14 protein-coding genes are annotated in these 16529 nt (G+C 46.3%); 4 read left to right on the top strand and 10 right to left on the bottom strand.

The features are described 5' to 3' along the window. The first annotated feature begins 97 nt into the window (after window positions 1–97). The 4 genes from dusB to purD all read left to right on the top strand — a co-directional run bounded on the left by dusB (window position 98) and on the right by purD (window position 4525). Window positions 98–1087 carry a tRNA dihydrouridine synthase DusB gene (gene dusB / locus MSP8886_RS09730; protein ID WP_067015662.1) on the top strand — a complete coding sequence of 330 codons (990 nt, stop codon included), beginning with the start codon at window positions 98–100 and terminating at the stop codon, window positions 1085–1087. A 92-nt stretch (window positions 1088–1179) separates the two neighbouring features. After that, window positions 1180–1458, top strand: coding sequence for a DNA-binding transcriptional regulator Fis (fis, locus tag MSP8886_RS09735; RefSeq protein ID WP_067015664.1), 279 nt, complete (start codon window positions 1180–1182; stop codon window positions 1456–1458). 90 nt (window positions 1459–1548) lie between these two features. After that, window positions 1549–3126 (top strand): bifunctional phosphoribosylaminoimidazolecarboxamide formyltransferase/IMP cyclohydrolase, encoded by a 1578-nt coding sequence (gene purH, locus MSP8886_RS09740; protein WP_067015859.1) that lies wholly within the window; start codon window positions 1549–1551, stop codon window positions 3124–3126. A 112-nt stretch (window positions 3127–3238) separates the two neighbouring features. After that, a complete protein-coding gene (gene purD, locus MSP8886_RS09745) occupies window positions 3239–4525 on the top strand; it encodes a phosphoribosylamine--glycine ligase (protein WP_067015667.1) in 1287 nt (428 codons plus the stop codon). Between the two features lie 109 nt (window positions 4526–4634). Here purD and nuoN read toward each other — a convergent pair whose 3' ends face one another. The 10 genes from nuoN to nuoE all read right to left on the bottom strand — a co-directional run bounded on the left by nuoN (window position 4635) and on the right by nuoE (window position 16529). Then, window positions 4635–6095: an NADH-quinone oxidoreductase subunit NuoN gene (nuoN, locus tag MSP8886_RS09750; RefSeq protein ID WP_067015670.1), complete on the bottom strand. Its 1461-nt coding sequence runs from the start codon at window positions 6093–6095 to the stop codon at window positions 4635–4637. A 6-nt stretch (window positions 6096–6101) separates the two neighbouring features. Further along, window positions 6102–7643, bottom strand: coding sequence for an NADH-quinone oxidoreductase subunit M (nuoM, locus tag MSP8886_RS09755; protein WP_067015674.1), 1542 nt, complete (start codon window positions 7641–7643; stop codon window positions 6102–6104). Window positions 7644–7694: 51 nt separating this feature from the next. Continuing rightward, the gene (gene nuoL / locus MSP8886_RS09760) at window positions 7695–9536 is read right to left on the bottom strand and encodes an NADH-quinone oxidoreductase subunit L (protein ID WP_067015677.1); all 1842 of its coding nucleotides are present in this window, start codon (window positions 9534–9536) and stop codon (window positions 7695–7697) included. After that, window positions 9533–9835 (bottom strand): NADH-quinone oxidoreductase subunit NuoK, encoded by a 303-nt coding sequence (gene nuoK, locus MSP8886_RS09765; protein WP_067015680.1) that lies wholly within the window; start codon window positions 9833–9835, stop codon window positions 9533–9535. Before nuoK ends, nuoL begins: the two co-directional genes overlap by 4 nt. Beyond that, on the bottom strand, window positions 9832–10350 hold the full coding sequence (nuoJ, locus tag MSP8886_RS09770; protein ID WP_067015682.1) for an NADH-quinone oxidoreductase subunit J: 519 nt from the start codon (window positions 10348–10350) through the stop codon (window positions 9832–9834). Before nuoJ ends, nuoK begins: the two co-directional genes overlap by 4 nt. An 11-nt stretch (window positions 10351–10361) precedes the next feature. Continuing rightward, complete coding sequence (gene nuoI / locus MSP8886_RS09775) at window positions 10362–10904, bottom strand: NADH-quinone oxidoreductase subunit NuoI (protein WP_067015685.1); 543 nt, start codon at window positions 10902–10904, stop codon at window positions 10362–10364. Between the two features lie 14 nt (window positions 10905–10918). Then, window positions 10919–11896 (bottom strand): NADH-quinone oxidoreductase subunit NuoH, encoded by a 978-nt coding sequence (gene nuoH / locus MSP8886_RS09780; RefSeq protein WP_067015688.1) that lies wholly within the window; start codon window positions 11894–11896, stop codon window positions 10919–10921. After that, window positions 11893–14616 (bottom strand): NADH-quinone oxidoreductase subunit NuoG, encoded by a 2724-nt coding sequence (gene nuoG, locus MSP8886_RS09785; protein ID WP_067015691.1) that lies wholly within the window; start codon window positions 14614–14616, stop codon window positions 11893–11895. Before nuoG ends, nuoH begins: the two co-directional genes overlap by 4 nt. A 69-nt stretch (window positions 14617–14685) precedes the next feature. After that, window positions 14686–16017 carry an NADH-quinone oxidoreductase subunit NuoF gene (nuoF, locus tag MSP8886_RS09790; protein WP_067015693.1) on the bottom strand — a complete coding sequence of 444 codons (1332 nt, stop codon included), beginning with the start codon at window positions 16015–16017 and terminating at the stop codon, window positions 14686–14688. After that, window positions 16014–16529, bottom strand: coding sequence for an NADH-quinone oxidoreductase subunit NuoE (gene nuoE, locus MSP8886_RS09795; RefSeq protein WP_067015695.1), 516 nt, complete (start codon window positions 16527–16529; stop codon window positions 16014–16016). The genes nuoF and nuoE overlap by 4 nt, the downstream gene beginning before the upstream one ends.

The raw sequence follows: 16529 nt of genomic DNA on the forward strand, positions 1-16529 counted from the left end.
TGTCAAGACTTCAAAAATCCCTATCGACTAGGTATTATTCACGCCCGCTCGACGGTGTCGCCGATCTTTAACATTCGATTTAGTATTCAGGAACAATATGGCATTTGCTATTGGCCCATATCGCGTTGACAAACCCGTTATTCTTGCCCCTATGGCAGGCGTAACAGATTTGCCATTTCGCCGTCTATGCCACCAGCAAGGTGCCGGATTGGTTGTGTCAGAAATGGTCACTTCCGATGTTCGTTTATGGGGCTCAAATAAGAGTCGTCATCGTCTTATTCATGATGATGAAGTTTCTCCGAGGTCTATTCAAATAGCGGGTGGCGACCCAGAAATGATGGCTCAAGCGGCTCAACAAAATGTTGAGTTAGGCGCGCAAATCATTGATATCAATATGGGCTGCCCTGCTAAAAAAGTATGCAATAAAGCCGCTGGCTCAGCATTACTTAAAGACGAATCACTTGTTCGAGAGATACTAGAGTCGGTTGTAAATAGTGTTCACGTTCCTGTTACATTAAAAATTAGAACAGGCTGGAGCAAAGATCAGAAGAATGGTCTAGCCGTGGCAAAAATGGCGCAAGATATTGGCATCCAAGCCCTAGCCATTCATGGACGTACCCGAGAATGTAAATTTCAGGGTCATGCCGAATACGATACGATAGCTGAAATCAAGCAACATCTGTCTATCCCTGTATTTGCCAATGGCGATATTACTGATGCAAAATCCGCTAAATTTGTTAAGGATTACACTCAAGCAGATGGCATCATGATAGGTCGTGCAGCTCAAGGAAGACCATGGATTTTCAACGAGATAAATCACTATTTACAGACCAATGAGCTGTTAGCACCTCCTTCTCTTAATGATGTGCAACAACTTGTTACCAACCATGTGAAAGCCTTGCACGAGTTTTATGGTGATTACCTTGGTGTGCGCATTGCTCGCAAGCATGTTGGTTGGTATTTACAAACGTTAGCGGACAAAACACAATTTCGTAGCCAATTTAACCGTATAGATAATACGCGCGAACAGCTCGATCAATTGAACGAATTCTTTGTTTGTCATATGACAAACGAACCTCGTACTTAATGTAGCGTTATGAAGATCAGCAGCCATGGGCTTATTGATCTATCATAACAATGTATTAATAAACGGTTAGCTTTAAACTAGAAGGTCATTCTGTGGTAGAACAAACTCATACTCAAACGTTTCAAGCCGCTTCTTCGGAACAATCACAAACACTGCGTGATAATGTTGAAAAAGCCCTGCAAAACTACTTCGCTCATCTTGATGGGCAGCCAGTGACTGACTTATACCAGTTAGTCTTAGCCGAGGTTGAGGCACCTCTGCTCGAGTCTGTCATGAGCTACACTAAAGACAATCAGACTAAAGCGTCAACCATCCTAGGATTAAACCGAGGGACGTTGCGCAAGAAACTGAAACAATACGGTATGTTATAGTAAAATTTTAAAAGGGCGATTTTCGCCCTTTTTTTGTTTAGATCGTCCCCTCACTTGTTTAATTAGTAAAAACCAATTGCGAGAACCATGATGGCAAATCACAACACAGTTACTCCAATCAAGCGCGCGTTAATCAGTGTTTCCGACAAAACAGGCATTGTCGATTTCGCTCGTGAATTAACCGCCCAAGGCGTTGAGATTTTATCAACGGGTGGTACTTACCGCCTACTACTTGATAATGATGTCAAAGCGACTGAAGTATCCGATTACACAGGCTTCCCTGAAATGATGGATGGCCGAGTCAAGACGTTACATCCAAAAGTGCATGGTGGCATTCTTGGTCGTCGCGATATGGACAGCGCCATCATGAAAGAACATGGTATCGACGAAATCGATATGGTGGTGGTGAATCTTTACCCATTTGAAGCCACTATTGAACGCCCTGATTGCGATTTGCCAATGGCCATCGAAAACATCGATATCGGTGGACCTACCATGGTTCGTTCCGCAGCAAAAAACCATAAAGATGTTGCCATTGTCGTCTCTCCTACTCACTACGAGGAGATTCTGACCTCATTGAAAGAAGATGGTGGCCTAACTTACGAACAACGTTTTGATCTTGCGGTAAAAGCGTTCGAACATACCGCTCACTACGATGGAGCGATTGCTAATTTCCTTGGTAAAAAAGTCAGTGGCGGCAGTGAAGATTTCGCACGCACCTTCAACTTACAATTCAACAAGCAAGAAGAAATGCGTTACGGCGAAAACCCACATCAAAAAGCCGCGTTTTATGTTGAAGCAAGCCCCAAAGAAGCCTCTATCAGCACCGCGAAGCAACTTCAAGGCAAGGCCTTATCTTACAACAATATCGCCGACACGGATGCGGCCCTTGAGTGTGTTAAGAGCTTTGACAAGCCCGCTTGTGTGATTGTTAAACACGCCAACCCTTGCGGCGTAGCAACCGCTAGCAACCAGTTGGACGCTTATGAATTAGCTTTCCAGACAGATCCAACCTCCGCATTCGGTGGCATCATCGCTTTCAACCAAGAGTTGGATGCGCAAACAGCCCAAGCCATTGTCGATCGTCAGTTTGTTGAAGTGATCATCGCTCCAAGCGTAAGCAAAGAAGCAGCAGAAGTCGTGGCGGCGAAACAAAATGTACGTTTGCTTGAATGTGGCCAATGGTCGAATGACAAACCCGCCGCACTTGATTACAAGCGCGTCAACGGCGGTTTGTTGGTTCAAGATCGTGACGATGGCACCATCACACTTGATGACCTTAAAATTGTCTCTAAGCGCCAGCCTAGCGAAGCAGAATTAAACGATTTATTGTTTGCTTGGAAAGTTGCAAAATTCGTTAAATCCAATGCTATTGTGTATGCCAAAGCGGAACAAACCATCGGCGTCGGCGCAGGACAAATGAGCCGAGTTTACAGTGCCAAAATTGCCGGCATTAAAGCAGCGGATGAAAACTTAGAAGTGGCTGGCTCTGTGATGGCCTCTGATGCCTTTTTCCCATTCCGTGATGGTATTGATGCAGCGGCTCAAGCAGGCATTAACGCTGTCATTCAGCCAGGTGGTTCAATGCGTGATGCAGAAGTCATCGCTGCGGCAGACGAAGCTGGCATGGCAATGGTCTTTACTGGTATGCGTCATTTCCGCCATTAAAGAGACGTCACTAAAGAGACATCATTATAAAACGTCACTTTAAAAGAACGCTATTGAACGACTAGTCAGAGGCTAATATTCGCCTCTGACTGACAATATAAAGGATAAGATAATGAAGGTTCTTATTATTGGTAACGGTGGCCGCGAGCATGCTTTAGCATGGAAAACCGCCCAATCAGACGACGTCACTACCGTGTTTGTGGCGCTAGGTAATGCGGGCACATCAACAGAAGACAAAGTCGAAAATGTTAATATTGGTGTGACAGACATCCCCGAACTGGTTGCATTTGCGAAAAAAGAAAACATCGATCTAACCATTGTTGGCCCTGAAGCCCCTCTAGTTATTGGTGTGGTTGATGCCTTCGAAAAAGAAGGCCTGTCTATTTTCGGACCAACCGCAGCCGCCGCTCAACTAGAAGGCTCTAAAGCTTTCACTAAAGACTTTTTGGCTCGTCACAATATACCAACCGCAGCCTATGGTAACTTCACAGAAATTGAGCCTGCTGTCGCGTACATTAAAGAACAAGGTGCACCAATCGTTGTCAAAGCAGATGGCCTAGCCGCTGGAAAAGGGGTGATATTGGCGCAAACTGAAGCCGAAGCCATTGCTGCAGTGGAAGACATGTTACAAGGCAACTCCTTTGGTGATGCAGGAAATCGCGTTGTCATCGAAGAGTTCTTAGTGGGTGAAGAAGCCAGCTTTATCTGTATGGTGGATGGCGAAAGCGTCCTCCCTATGGCCAGCAGCCAAGACCATAAAGCCCGTGACAACGGTGATAAAGGCCCTAATACAGGTGGTATGGGGGCCTATTCCCCTGCTCCAGTGGTGACGCCTGAGATCCATGATCGCATTATGAATGAAGTCATTATGCCAACCGTAAAAGGCATGAATGCAGAAGGTAATCGCTACCGTGGCTTCTTATATGCTGGCGTGATGATTGCCCCTGATGGCACTCCTAAAACGCTTGAATATAACTGCCGTTTTGGTGACCCTGAAACACAGCCAATTATGATGCGTTTACGCTCTGACTTAGCGAAAATGTGTTTAGCGGCCATTAATGGCGAACTGGACACCGTTGAAGCCGATTGGGATCCTCGAGCTAGTCTGGGTGTAGTATTAGCGGCTGGCGGCTACCCTGCCGATTACGCAAAAGGCGATGCTATCTCTGGTCTGAACACCCCTCTTCCAGCACATCAGAAAGTATTCCAAGCGGGTACAGCAATACAAGATGGCCAAACCGTCACCAACGGTGGCCGTGTACTATGTGCCGTCTCTCTAGGTGATACCGTTGCAGACGCTCAAGCAGGGGCTTATGAAGTGGTGAATACATTGTCTTGGGAAAATGTCTACTTTCGCACCGACATTGGTCATCGTGCTATTTCTCGCGAACAGAAATAACATTCGCACTCGTAAAAAAAAGGCTCGTCATCAACGAGCCTTTTTTGTTGTTTCCATTTTTATTGGAGTATTGGCAACGACAAAATATGCACACTAGCCAATAACAAGACTACCAAGGTTTAGCGAATTGAACACAGTCAATTAATGGTTGAGGATATACCCCTAAGATAACCACAATAGCGGCAGAGACAAGCAGTACCAAAGCACCCGCTTTTATAGACAAACTACTTGTTTCAACCACCTCTGCAACATGGCCATTAAGAGAAGGTAAGAAAACACTGACGGCCACTCTCAAATAGTAGTAAAGACCAATCGCACTACCCACCACAACAGCGGCACTTAACCACCACAATGAGCCTTGCATCGCGACAGCAAGAACATAAAACTTACCAATGAAGCCAAGCGTCATAGGAATACCCGCTAAGGACAACATCATAAGACTCATAACCACAGCAATAAGTGGACGACGCTTAAAGAGACCTCGGTAGTCAGAGATTTCTTCAACATCCTGACCTCTGTTAGGGCTGGACAGTAAACTCACTGCTCCAAAGCTCCCCAAGCTCGCGAATAGATAGCCGACCAAGTATACACCCGTTGTTTCAATCGCCAATTGACGGTCTTTAATAGCCACAAGCACAATGAGCAAATACCCCAAATGTGCAATGGAAGAATACCCCAACAAACGCTTAATATTCGTTTGCGAAACTGCCATAAAGTTACCAAACAGAATCGAGGCAATTGCTATCACACTCAAAACTAATTTCACTGATGGCAAATCAATCAAAGGCGCTTCAATAAAGATGCGCACCAACACAGCAAAAATCGCAATCTTACTGCTGGTTGCTAAGAAGGTTGCAACAGGAGCTGGCGCACCTTGATACACATCGGGTGTCCATAAATGGAATGGTGCCAAGGACAGCTTAAAGCAAATCCCCACTAGCAACATACCGATCCCCACCAACAGCAAAGGCTGCTGATCCATACTTTGACCTAAGCCGCTTGCAATACCCGCAAAAGACAAAGTCCCCGTGTCAGCATATAAAAGCGCCATGCCAAACAGCATAAACGCCGAGGCTCCTGCAGATAGCAGCATATATTTTATCGACGCTTCTAACGAAGGCTTCTGCTGAAAAACATAACCAACTAAACCAAACAATGGCAAAGAGACCAGCTCAATGCCTAAGAACAGTGTGGCAATATGATTTGCGCAAGCCAACAAAATAGCCCCGCCAGTTGAAATCAATACCAATAAATAAAATTCATCTTTATTATCTTGATGCTCTTTCAACCATGAATAGCCAAAGATACAAGTAGCGAGTCCTGCTATCAGTACTAAAGCTGAATAGAACAGGGTAAAGCCATCTACTTGTAGCAGAGACGTAAGATGAGCCGGAATATCACCGGAAACAAAAAACAATGACAAGATCGCGGCAATAAGCCCAATTATACTAAGACCAGCCGTCATTTTATGACAACGTCGCCAAGCAATGGCAAGCATCACCACAATGACCGATAGATCAACGATCAAAAGTGGCGAGAAAGCGGCCAGCTGTTGAATACTAATGCTCATGGAAAATTACAGCCCTGTGGTTGATATACCTGTGATTGATAGAGATGAAGCCGTCATAAAATAATGCTGAATATTGGCAATCGCAGCATGAGACGTCTCAAGCACACCTTGCGGAAAGATACCCAACAGCACTAACAACACCACTAAAGAAAGAATCATTGAGAACTCTCTTATCGACATAACTGCCAATGGCGCGTCCGATTTCGCTTCACCATAATATGCACGATGAATCATGACGAGAGAGTAAATCGACGCAAACACCACACCAAACGTCGAAATAATGGTAATTAAAGGCACAACCTTATAACTACCAAATAACATCATAAACTCACCTACAAAGTTACCTGTTCCCGGCATCCCCAGAGAGGCGACCGCAAAAAACATCGATAAGCCGGGCAAATAACGTAAACGCCCCCACAGGCCCCCCATCTCTCTCATGTCTCGAGTGCCTATACGCTCGTAGAGCTGACCACAAAGGATGAATAGACCAGCAGCAGACAAACCATGAGCGATCATCATGACAATCGCACCTTGATAAGCAAGCTGGCTGCCAGTGTAGATGGCCACCATAACGAGCCCCATATGGGACACACTGCTGTATGCAACCAACCGCTTAATGTCGGTTTGAGAGAAGGCCAACCAAGCTCCGTAGAAAATACTAATGACCCCTAACCACATCGCAATCGGCGCAAACTCGGCAGAAGCATGTGGAAAAAATGGCAACACAAAGCGCAATAAGCCATAAGCCGCTGTTTTCAGAAGCAAACCAGCAAGATCTACTGAGCCGGCAGTAGGCGACTGAGCATGAGCATCCGCTAACCATCCGTGCAATGGGATCAAAGGCATTTTCACCGCAAAAGCAACAAAGAAGCCAAGCATCAACAGGTAAGCCACTGGACTGCTCATCTTGGTGCCAATCAGATGGTTATAATCAAAGGTCCAAACCCCTGTTGCACGATAATGCACAAACACCAGACCAATGATTGCCACCAACATAACCAAGCCGCTGACCTGGGTATAGATGAAAAACTTAATCGCGGTCGCAATTCGTGTACGCTCATCCGACCCTTTATGACCCCAAAGTGCGATCAAGAAGAACATAGGAATCAGCATCATCTCCCAGAAGAAGAAGAATAGGAACATATCGATCGCTAGGAAGACCCCCATTACACCACCGACAATCCACAACAGATTTAGATGGAAAAGACCTTCTCGCTTATCCACTTCGTTCCAAGAGCACACGATAGAAAGCAAGCCTAGAAAAGCCGTTAACACCACCATCAGCAGTGATAAGCCATCCAACGCGAAATGAAACGAAATACCGAATCGAGGAATCCACGGCAAAATAAACTCAGATTGCCATTGTGGGATACCCTGGGGCATGGCCAATGAAAAATGCCCCTGCCCCCACATCATCAGTGATAATAATAAAGTTAGCACCATGGAGAGCACAGCTATCCAACGAGGTAACGCTCGACTAAAGCGTTCGCTCTGCCAACACAACAAACCGCCAATAAAAGGCAGGAGAATGAGCCAAGGTAATAGCATGGCGTTATATGATCCTCTTCAATTGATAACTCTCACTAAAGCCCATCTGGATTAGCTCCAAAGCAATAGGCCTAACACGACCACCGCACCCATTCCAATCGATGCGATATACCAACGAACTTGGCCATTTTCACTTAGAGCTAGCCCTTTATTAGAGCCGATCACGAGAAAACGAAGACTGTCTATCGTTGCATTAATAGGGTCTCGGCGAAGCAGGCGCGCAATACCCAAGTAAGGCCGCACAAACAATTGGTCGTATAACCAATCGAAGCCCCATGCATGAAACCAGTATTGACCCAACAACCGACCCAGACCAGTCTTGGCAATTTTACTCACCAAACGTCTATCACCTAGCCATAGGAAGGCCGCAATCAAAACACCAGCAACAGCACAGCCACCAGAAATCAACTGCACCACCATGGACTCATGCCCGGGCATCGCGGGTAACGCTTTTTCAAGAGGCTGCTTAATAAGAGCACCAACAAAAGTAGACAAAACCATCAAAACAAGCAGTGGAAGGTAATGAGAAATACCACGCCCCGGAGTGGCTTTGATCTGGTCTTGACCATGGAAAGCAATGAAAATCATACGGAAGGTATACAAGCCTGTTAAAAACGCCCCTACCAAACCTGCAGTCAATAAATTGATATGCCCAGTGGCCAGCGCACCAGAAAGAATTTCATCTTTACTGTAGAAACCTGCTGTGACAATCGGTAGTGCCGCCAGAGCGCCACCACCGACTAAGAAGCAGGTGTACACGAATGGGATATGCTTACGTAACCCGCCCATTTTGAAGATATTTTGCTCGTGGTGGCAGGCGATAATGACCGATCCTGCAGACAAGAACAATAACGCTTTAAAGAAGGCGTGAATCATCAAATGGAAAATCGCGGCATCCCACGCTTGTACTCCCAAAGCCAAAAACATATAACCAATTTGACTCATGGTGGAATAAGCGAGTACACGTTTTATATCAGTCTGAACCAACGCGGCAAACCCAGCAATGACTAAGGTAATTGCGCCGATGATACCGACTAAGTGCAACACTTCAGGCGACAATAAGAACAAAGTATGCGTACGTGCAATCAAGTACACACCAGCGGTTACCATGGTCGCAGCATGAATCAAGGCAGACACTGGCGTTGGACCAGCCATCGCGTCAGCCAACCAAGTTTGCAATGGTAGCTGAGCAGATTTACCTACTGCGCCACCAAGCAACATTAAGGTTGCCCAAAACATAACCGACGAGCCCACCGCAACTTGACCAGGCGCAATAGAGGCCAATTTTTCGATATTTAACGTGCCAAACTGGGTATATAGAATAAAGAGCGCAAAGGCTAGAAAGACATCACCAACACGTGTCACGATGAAGGCTTTTAATGCCGCTGCGAGATTATCACGACCTTCATAATAGAAACCAATCAGCAAATAACTGCATAACCCTACGCCTTCCCAACCAAGGTAAAGCAACAATAAGTTATCGGCTAACACCAATATCAACATGCTGGCAATAAACAAGTTGGTGTAAGTAAAAAAGCGAGAATAGCCCTTGTCACCACGCATATACCACGAAGCGAACAGATGAATAAGCGAGCCAACACCCGTTATCACGCACATCATAGTGAAAGACAAACCATCTAAATGCAGCGTGGCTTGAATATCAAAATTCCCTTGGTGAATCCAGGTCCACAAAGGTTGATTGAATGATACGATCTGACCTGCATAGAGCTTCGGCAAATAATCGATACCAATGTAAACAGTCGTCAATGCCGCCAGCATAACAGAACCAACACCAATGACAGCAGAAAAATTCTCCGACCAGCGGCCACGAGAAAACGCCAGCAATAGAAAACCGATTAACGGCAACAGAATAGTTAAGTAAAGTAAATTCATCCGCGCATCTCACTGACAGTATCTACGTTCAAAGACTGGTTACGTCGATGCAATTGCAGCAACAAAGCCAAACCAATACTGGCTTCTGCCGCAGCCAGACTGATAGCCAAAATGTACATAATCTGACCATCTGCTTGCTGCCAGTAACTCCCCGTTGCAACAAATGCGAGCGCCGCCGCATTAATCATCACTTCAAGAGAGATCAACATAAACAATAAGTTTCGACGAACTAACAAACCGCTAAGACCCAATACAAATAGTATTGAGGCTAGAATCAACGCATGGGATAACGGAATCATGCTTCCTCCTCCATAGAATCCAGCTTGGTTTTATCTCGTCCCACATGAAATGCCACAACAAGTCCAGCCAGAAGCAATAGTGACGCCAACTCAACGGCCAAAACATAAGGGCCGAATAGGCTAACACCAACACTTTTACCCCCCAACATGTGGTAATGAATCGCACCATGTTGAAGGCTATTGATACCATATACCATGGCGATCAGTAGCAGAGCAGAGATAATCCCAGGTCCAATCCATAAAGATGGACTCAGCCACTGACGCTCCTGCCTAATCTCCTCGCCACCAAGGTTTAACATCATCACCACAAACACAAACAACACCATAATGGCACCGGCATAAACGATGATCTCCAACGCCCCAGCAAAGTTTGCACCCATAGAAAAAAACACAACGGCTACCGCCAGCAACGACACAATCAAGTACAACAGAGCATGCACAGGGTTTGTGTGGCTGATGACTCGAACGGTGGTCAGTACGGCAATGGCCGCCGCAACATAAAAAACAATATCCACAGCAGCGCTCCTTACGGCAACAAACCTTTCACATTAATCGGTTCCGCTTCATTTTCGGAAGAGCCTTTTGGTTTGCCCGCAATAGACATACCCGCCATCCGATAGAAGTTATAATCTGGATACTTGCCTGGGCCTGAAATCAACAGATCTTCTTTTTCATAAACCAAGTCCTGACGGTTGTATTCACCCAATTCAAAATCAGGTGTTAACTGTATTGCCGTCGTCGGACAAGCCTCCTCACACATGCCGCAAAAGATACAGCGTGAAAAGTTGATTCGGAAAAAGTCAGGGTACCAACGCCCTTCTTCGTCCTCTGCTTTTTGTAATGAAATACAGCCGACAGGACAAGCGACTGCACATAAGTTACAAGCCACACAACGCTCTTCGCCATCCGGATCACGAGTCAAAACGATACGACCACGGTAACGAGGCGGAACATACACAGGCTCATCTGGGTACATCTGCGTTTCGCGTTTCGCGAACGAGTGCATCCCAATCATCCAAAGGCTGCGCACTTGCGTGCCGAAACCAACCAGTAATTCTTTTAGTGTCATGGTTGTCCCCTAAATTAATTGTTTTGAATCAGCACGATGGCTGCGGTTACCAGTAAATTGATCAGCGTAATCGGCAGACATATTTTCCATCCAAACGACATAACTTGGTCGTAACGAGGACGCGGCAACGCGGCCCGAACCAAGATAAACATCACCATGAAAAAGCCTGTTTTCAAAGCAAACCAGATAATTGGCGGCAACCATGGCCCCTGCCAACCACCAAAAAACAAGGTCACAATCAACGCAGAAACCGTCACAATACCGATGTATTCACCGACAAAGAACAAACCAAACTTCATACCAGCGTATTCAATGTGATAACCATCGGCCAATTCTTGCTCTGCCTCTGGCTGATCGAAAGGATGACGGTGACAAACCGCGATGCCCGCAATCACAAAGGTCACAAAGCCAAAGAACTGCGGAATAATATTCCACATATGAGCTTGGTTATTGACGATATCAGTTAGCTGGAACGAACCGGCTTTTGCCACAACGCCCATCAGAGACAAGCCCAAAAAGACCTCATAGCTCAATGTTTGTGCTGACGCACGCACCGCCCCTAAAAGAGAGTATTTGTTATTGCTAGCCCAGCCAGCAAAAAGCACAGCGTAAACCCCTAACCCTGCCATCATCAGAAAAAATAACAGGCCGATATTTAAATCGGAAACAATCCAGCCAGGACTGACAGGCACGATGGCAAAGGCCAATAACAAAGAGGTAAAAGCAATCAAAGGTGCTAAGGTAAAAATAAAGCGGTCTGAAAAAGGTGGAATCCAGTCCTCTTTAAAAAACATCTTGATCATATCGGCAACAAGCTGCAAAGAACCACCCCAACCCACTCGGTTCGGGCCATAGCGGTTCTGAAACAAGCCGAGCAAACGACGTTCGCCAAAACTCATAAAGGCACCACACGCCACCACAACCATCAAAATGGCAAACGCTTTACCAATGGCAATTAAAGCGGCGATAACTTCGGGAGTAAAAATGCTCATGCGTGTCCCTCCTGCAAATTATCGATCATTTGACCTGCAAGACTGGCTGGTAAGCCATTCGTTCCCAGCGGCAAACCAATTGTGCCAGAGCAGATGTGTTCACTGAATGACAAGGGTAATTGCCATTGTTGACCACCCCAAGCAAAGCTCACTGTGGCATGTTCATTCACGCCCAATAGTTTGGCATCGGCAGGATGTATCGTCACAGCCTGCTGGCCCGCACGCTCTTGTATTACTGCACTGCGTTGCGATAGTTCATCACTACCAAACAACCGGTAATTTGCAGCGACTTGCCACTGACCTTCTGTCGCCACAAAAGACGCTGGAATCTCAGAGAAGTATTCCCCTTGATTAGACACCTCAATCAAACGTACACCAGGATCACCGTTACGCAAGTGCCCGCCTACTTCGTCTTGAAACTTGTTCCAAGCTTGTGGAGAGTTCCAACCTGGCGCCCAAGCAAACGCCACTTCATTACGATCTGCTTTCGGGTTATTGTTGCCTTCCATAGAGAAAGCAAACGGTGAGTCTTGGTCTTGCGGCTGGCGAGGCTCATGAACACTAATATTGGCACGCATGGCAGTGCGACCACTGTAACGGTGAGGAGAGCGAGCCATTTTCTGACCATGAATTCTAAAATCAGCATTTGGCGCTGCTTCAACAATACCGGCTAATTGCGGCATGTCACTTGCGATCTCAGCAATCAACTGGTCGAGGCTAGCAGCATCAGAGGCCTGGGCATTATTCACAGAACTTACTAAATGCAACCAACGCCATGCAGCAAGAACAAGCGTATCGGGCTTGTAATAGCTTGGGTCATATACTTGGAAGAAACGTTGAGCACGCCCTTCTAAATTGACAACCGTCCCGTCAGCTTCAGCAAAGCTTCCCGCAGACAACACCAACTCTGCTTTTTTCGATGTATCAGAATATTGATGATCGACGACGATCAAGTGTTTCAATTGATCCAAGGCTTGATCTACCCGTTGCGCCGACACCCGTTGATACAAATCATTTTCTAGTACGATGGCTGTGTCAGCCCCTTCTGATATAGCAGACAAGGCCTCATCTAGTGATTTACCACCCAACATGGTCAAGCCCATACTGTTCACTTCACGGGCAACCAATGTCATACCAACCTCATCCACACCCTGTGATTTGAGTGCTTTGGCGATATTTGCGGCGGCATCAATCAACGCCATTTCGCCCGCTTGGCTACCAGAGATAATCAAAGGCTTACGAGATTGTTTTAAGGCAGAGGCAATAAAATCGGCTTTTTTCTGTAACTCATCATTAAGGTCTTTTACTGCAGGAGCACTTGGATCAATAGCGTGAGCGATGGCAAAACCTAAACGCGCTTGATCTGCGGCGGGCGCACTATAATGCCAAGCCGTTACATCATCCAGTCGAGTACGATCTGTGTGTGTGGTAAAAATCGGATACTTGGCATGCTGGCCAATATTTTGAATCGCCGCGATTTGCCACTCAGCCACACTTTGTACAGCCGCCATTTCCCGAGCCTTTCCTTTAACCGCTTGTCGTACAGATAAAGCAACGCGAGCAGCGGTTTGCGTAATGTCTTCACCCAAAATAACCACCGCATCGTATTTTTCAATTTCACGCAGTGTTGGGGTATACACTCCAGAGGTTTTCAAGATCTGCAACATTTTCTCTAGACGTTGCTGCTCACCAGCCTCAATACCCGTAAAGAAGTTGTCTGCTCCAACCAGTTTACGCAAAGCAAAATTGCTTTCTAAACTGGCCCGTGGCGACCCAATACCAATCACGCGTGTAGAACTCTTGATAATGTCACTAGCGGTTTGTACGGCTTGCTCTGTATTAAGAGAAACTTGTTCTTCACCTTGATAGGTAAACGGCTGCTTAGGACGTGTTTCTAAATTGGTGTAGCCGTAGCCAAAACGGCCTCGGTCACAAAGGAAGTAGTGGTTCACATCCCCATTGTAGCGGTTCTCAATACGGCGGACTTCACCATAACGTTCACCGGGGCTAATATTACAACCCACACTACACTGCTGACAGATACTCGGTGCAAATTGCATGTCCCATTTACGGTTATAACGCTCAGTATGCGTCTTATCGGTGAACACACCCGTTGGACAGACTTCAACCAGATTACCGGCGAACTCACTTTCTAAGGTGCCCGACTCTGGACGACCAAAGTACACATTATTATTCGCCCCATAGACTCCAAAGTCTGTACCATCAGCGTAATCTTTGTAGTAACGAGTACAGCGATAACAAGCAATACAGCGGTTCATTTCATGGGAAACAAAAGGCCCAAGCTCTTGGTTTTCATGAGTTCGCTTAGCAAAGCGATAACGTCGAGAATTGTGGCCTGTCATCACCGTCATGTCTTGTAGATGGCAGTTACCGCCCTCTTCACACACTGGACAGTCATGAGGATGATTCGACATCAACCATTCCACAACGTTTTCTCGAAATGCCTTCGCTTCTTCATCTTCAATCGAGATATAAGAGCCATCGCTCGCAGGCGCCATACACGACATCACCAAACGACCACGCGTATCATCGGCATCTTTATATTGTTTTACTGCACACTGGCGACATGCGCCGACACTACCCAGTGCCGGATGCCAGCAAAAATAGGGAACATCAAGCCCTAGAGACAAACAAGCCTGTAATAGGTTATCTGCTCCATCAACTTCATATTCTTTGCCATCTACATGAATGGTTGCCATAAGTCTTATGCTTCCCACAGGCCCATCGACATTCGATAGGCGTAAACACACAAAATAAAACTGAATAAATTACTGTTGATTCGGTTGAATACCGCGAATCTCACGCAAATTATTAGCTTGACCTGAAATACCCGCTTCAAATTCTTCGCGGAAATATTTTATTGCACTTTGTAACGGCTCAACTGCCCCAGGTGCATGGGCACAGAAGGTATGACCAGGTGCTAATGAACGACATAACTGCTCAAGTGTTTCAATGTCGCCTGGTTGTCCCTCGCCATGTTCAATTGCTCTGAGAACTTTCACACTCCAGGGCAAACCATCACGGCAGGGGGTACACCAACCACAGGATTCACGAGCAAAAAACTCTTCCAAGTTACGCAGCAAAGAAACCATATTGATTTTATGATCCACTGCCATAGCAAGCGCGGTTCCAAGACGACTACCTGCTTTTTGGATATGCTCAAAATCCATTGGCAAATCCAAATGTTCTGGCAACAAGAAATCTGTGCCAGCACCGCCTGGTTGCCAAGTTTTTAAATCTAAGCCTTCTTGCATACCACCCGCGTAATTTTCCAATATCTCACGCGCTGTCGTACCCATCGGCAATTCCCATAAACCTGGGTTATTCACACGCCCCGAGAAGCCCATTAACTTAGTGCCACAATCGTTACTGCCGTTGACTGTCAATCCCTTGTACCAATCCACACCACGATTAAGAATACTTGGCACGTTACAAATGGATTCCACGTTATTAACACAAGTGGGTTTCCCCCAAGCACCCGACACAGCAGGAAATGGCGGTTTGGACCTTGGATTAGCACGGCGGCCTTCAAGAGAGTTAATCAATGCGGTTTCTTCACCACAGATGTAACGCCCTGCACCAGTATGAACAAACAGCTCAAAATCTTTGCCACTGCCCAAGATGTCCTTACCAAGCAACCCAGCTGATTTAGCCTCTTCAATGGCCTTGCGGAGGTTTTCTGCCGCTTCAACGTATTCTCCACGCAAGAAAATGTAGCCACGATAAGCTTTGATAGCGTGTGCAGCGATGATCATGCCTTCCACCAAAAGGTGTGGCATTTGTTCCATCAACAAACGATCTTTGTAGGTACCCGGTTCCATTTCATCCGCGTTACAGATCATATAGCGGATATTCATTGACTCATCTTTCGGCATCAGACTCCACTTTAGTCCCGTTGGGAAACCCGCCCCACCGCGACCACGTAAGCCTGCGTCTTTTACCAAGCCAACCACTTCATCAGGGTGCATAGCTAACGCTTTTTCAACGCCAACATACCCCTCTTTGCGACGATACTCATCCAGCCAAACGGGTTGTTCATCCTCGCGAAGACACCACGTTAACGGATGACTTTCTGCCGTCTTATTGATCGATAGGCTCATTGATACTGCTCCAAAATGTTTGCCAGATTAGAAGGAACCAAACGCACATGAGTATCATCGTTCACCATCATAGTTGGCCCTTTATCACAATTCCCCAAACAGCAGGTTGGGAGCAAGGTAAAGCGGCCATCCGGCGTCGTCTGACCTGGTTTGATCTTGAGTTGCTTTTCTAACTCAGTGACAATGTCTTCAAAGCCTGTAATATGACACACCACGCTATCGCAATAGCGAATGATATGTTTCCCGACTGGCTGACGATAAATTTGGCTATAAAAAGTCGCCACGCCCTCAACATCGCTGGCAGGTATCCCTAGAAGATCAGAAATCGCTTTGATGGCACCATCAGGCACCCAGCCATGACTCTTCTGAACAATCTTTAAAGCTTCGATGGAAGCGGCTCGTGGGTCTTCGTAATGATGTTTTTCATGCTCAATAGCCTGAGCATCGGCATCACTCAAAACAAAACCATCGCTGTCATCACTTACGGTGACTATTTTAATCGGTTGATTCAT

It is taken from the genome of Marinomonas spartinae, assembly GCF_900089775.1.
GTDB classification, from domain to species: Bacteria; Pseudomonadota; Gammaproteobacteria; order Pseudomonadales; family Marinomonadaceae; genus Marinomonas; species Marinomonas spartinae.

Bases quoted from the DNA above. Each gene is read 5' to 3' on its own strand.
- dusB (WP_067015662.1), top strand. From the start codon at position 98: ATGGCATTTGCTATTGGCCCATATCGCGTTGACAAACCCGTTATTCTT.
- purH (WP_067015859.1), top strand. From the start codon at position 1,549: ATGGCAAATCACAACACAGTTACTCCAATCAAGCGCGCGTTAATCAGT.
- purD (WP_067015667.1), top strand. From the start codon at position 3,239: ATGAAGGTTCTTATTATTGGTAACGGTGGCCGCGAGCATGCTTTAGCA.
- nuoN (WP_067015670.1), bottom strand. From the start codon at position 6,095: ATGAGCATTAGTATTCAACAGCTGGCCGCTTTCTCGCCACTTTTGATC.
- nuoM (WP_067015674.1), bottom strand. From the start codon at position 7,643: ATGCTATTACCTTGGCTCATTCTCCTGCCTTTTATTGGCGGTTTGTTG.
- nuoL (WP_067015677.1), bottom strand. From the start codon at position 9,536: ATGAATTTACTTTACTTAACTATTCTGTTGCCGTTAATCGGTTTTCTA.
- nuoK (WP_067015680.1), bottom strand. From the start codon at position 9,835: ATGATTCCGTTATCCCATGCGTTGATTCTAGCCTCAATACTATTTGTA.
- nuoI (WP_067015685.1), bottom strand. From the start codon at position 10,904: ATGACACTAAAAGAATTACTGGTTGGTTTCGGCACGCAAGTGCGCAGC.
- nuoH (WP_067015688.1), bottom strand. From the start codon at position 11,896: ATGAGCATTTTTACTCCCGAAGTTATCGCCGCTTTAATTGCCATTGGT.
- nuoG (WP_067015691.1), bottom strand. From the start codon at position 14,616: ATGGCAACCATTCATGTAGATGGCAAAGAATATGAAGTTGATGGAGCA.
- nuoF (WP_067015693.1), bottom strand. From the start codon at position 16,017: ATGAGCCTATCGATCAATAAGACGGCAGAAAGTCATCCGTTAACGTGG.
- nuoE (WP_067015695.1), bottom strand. From the start codon at position 16,529: ATGAATCAACCGATTAAAATAGTCACCGTAAGTGATGACAGCGATGGT.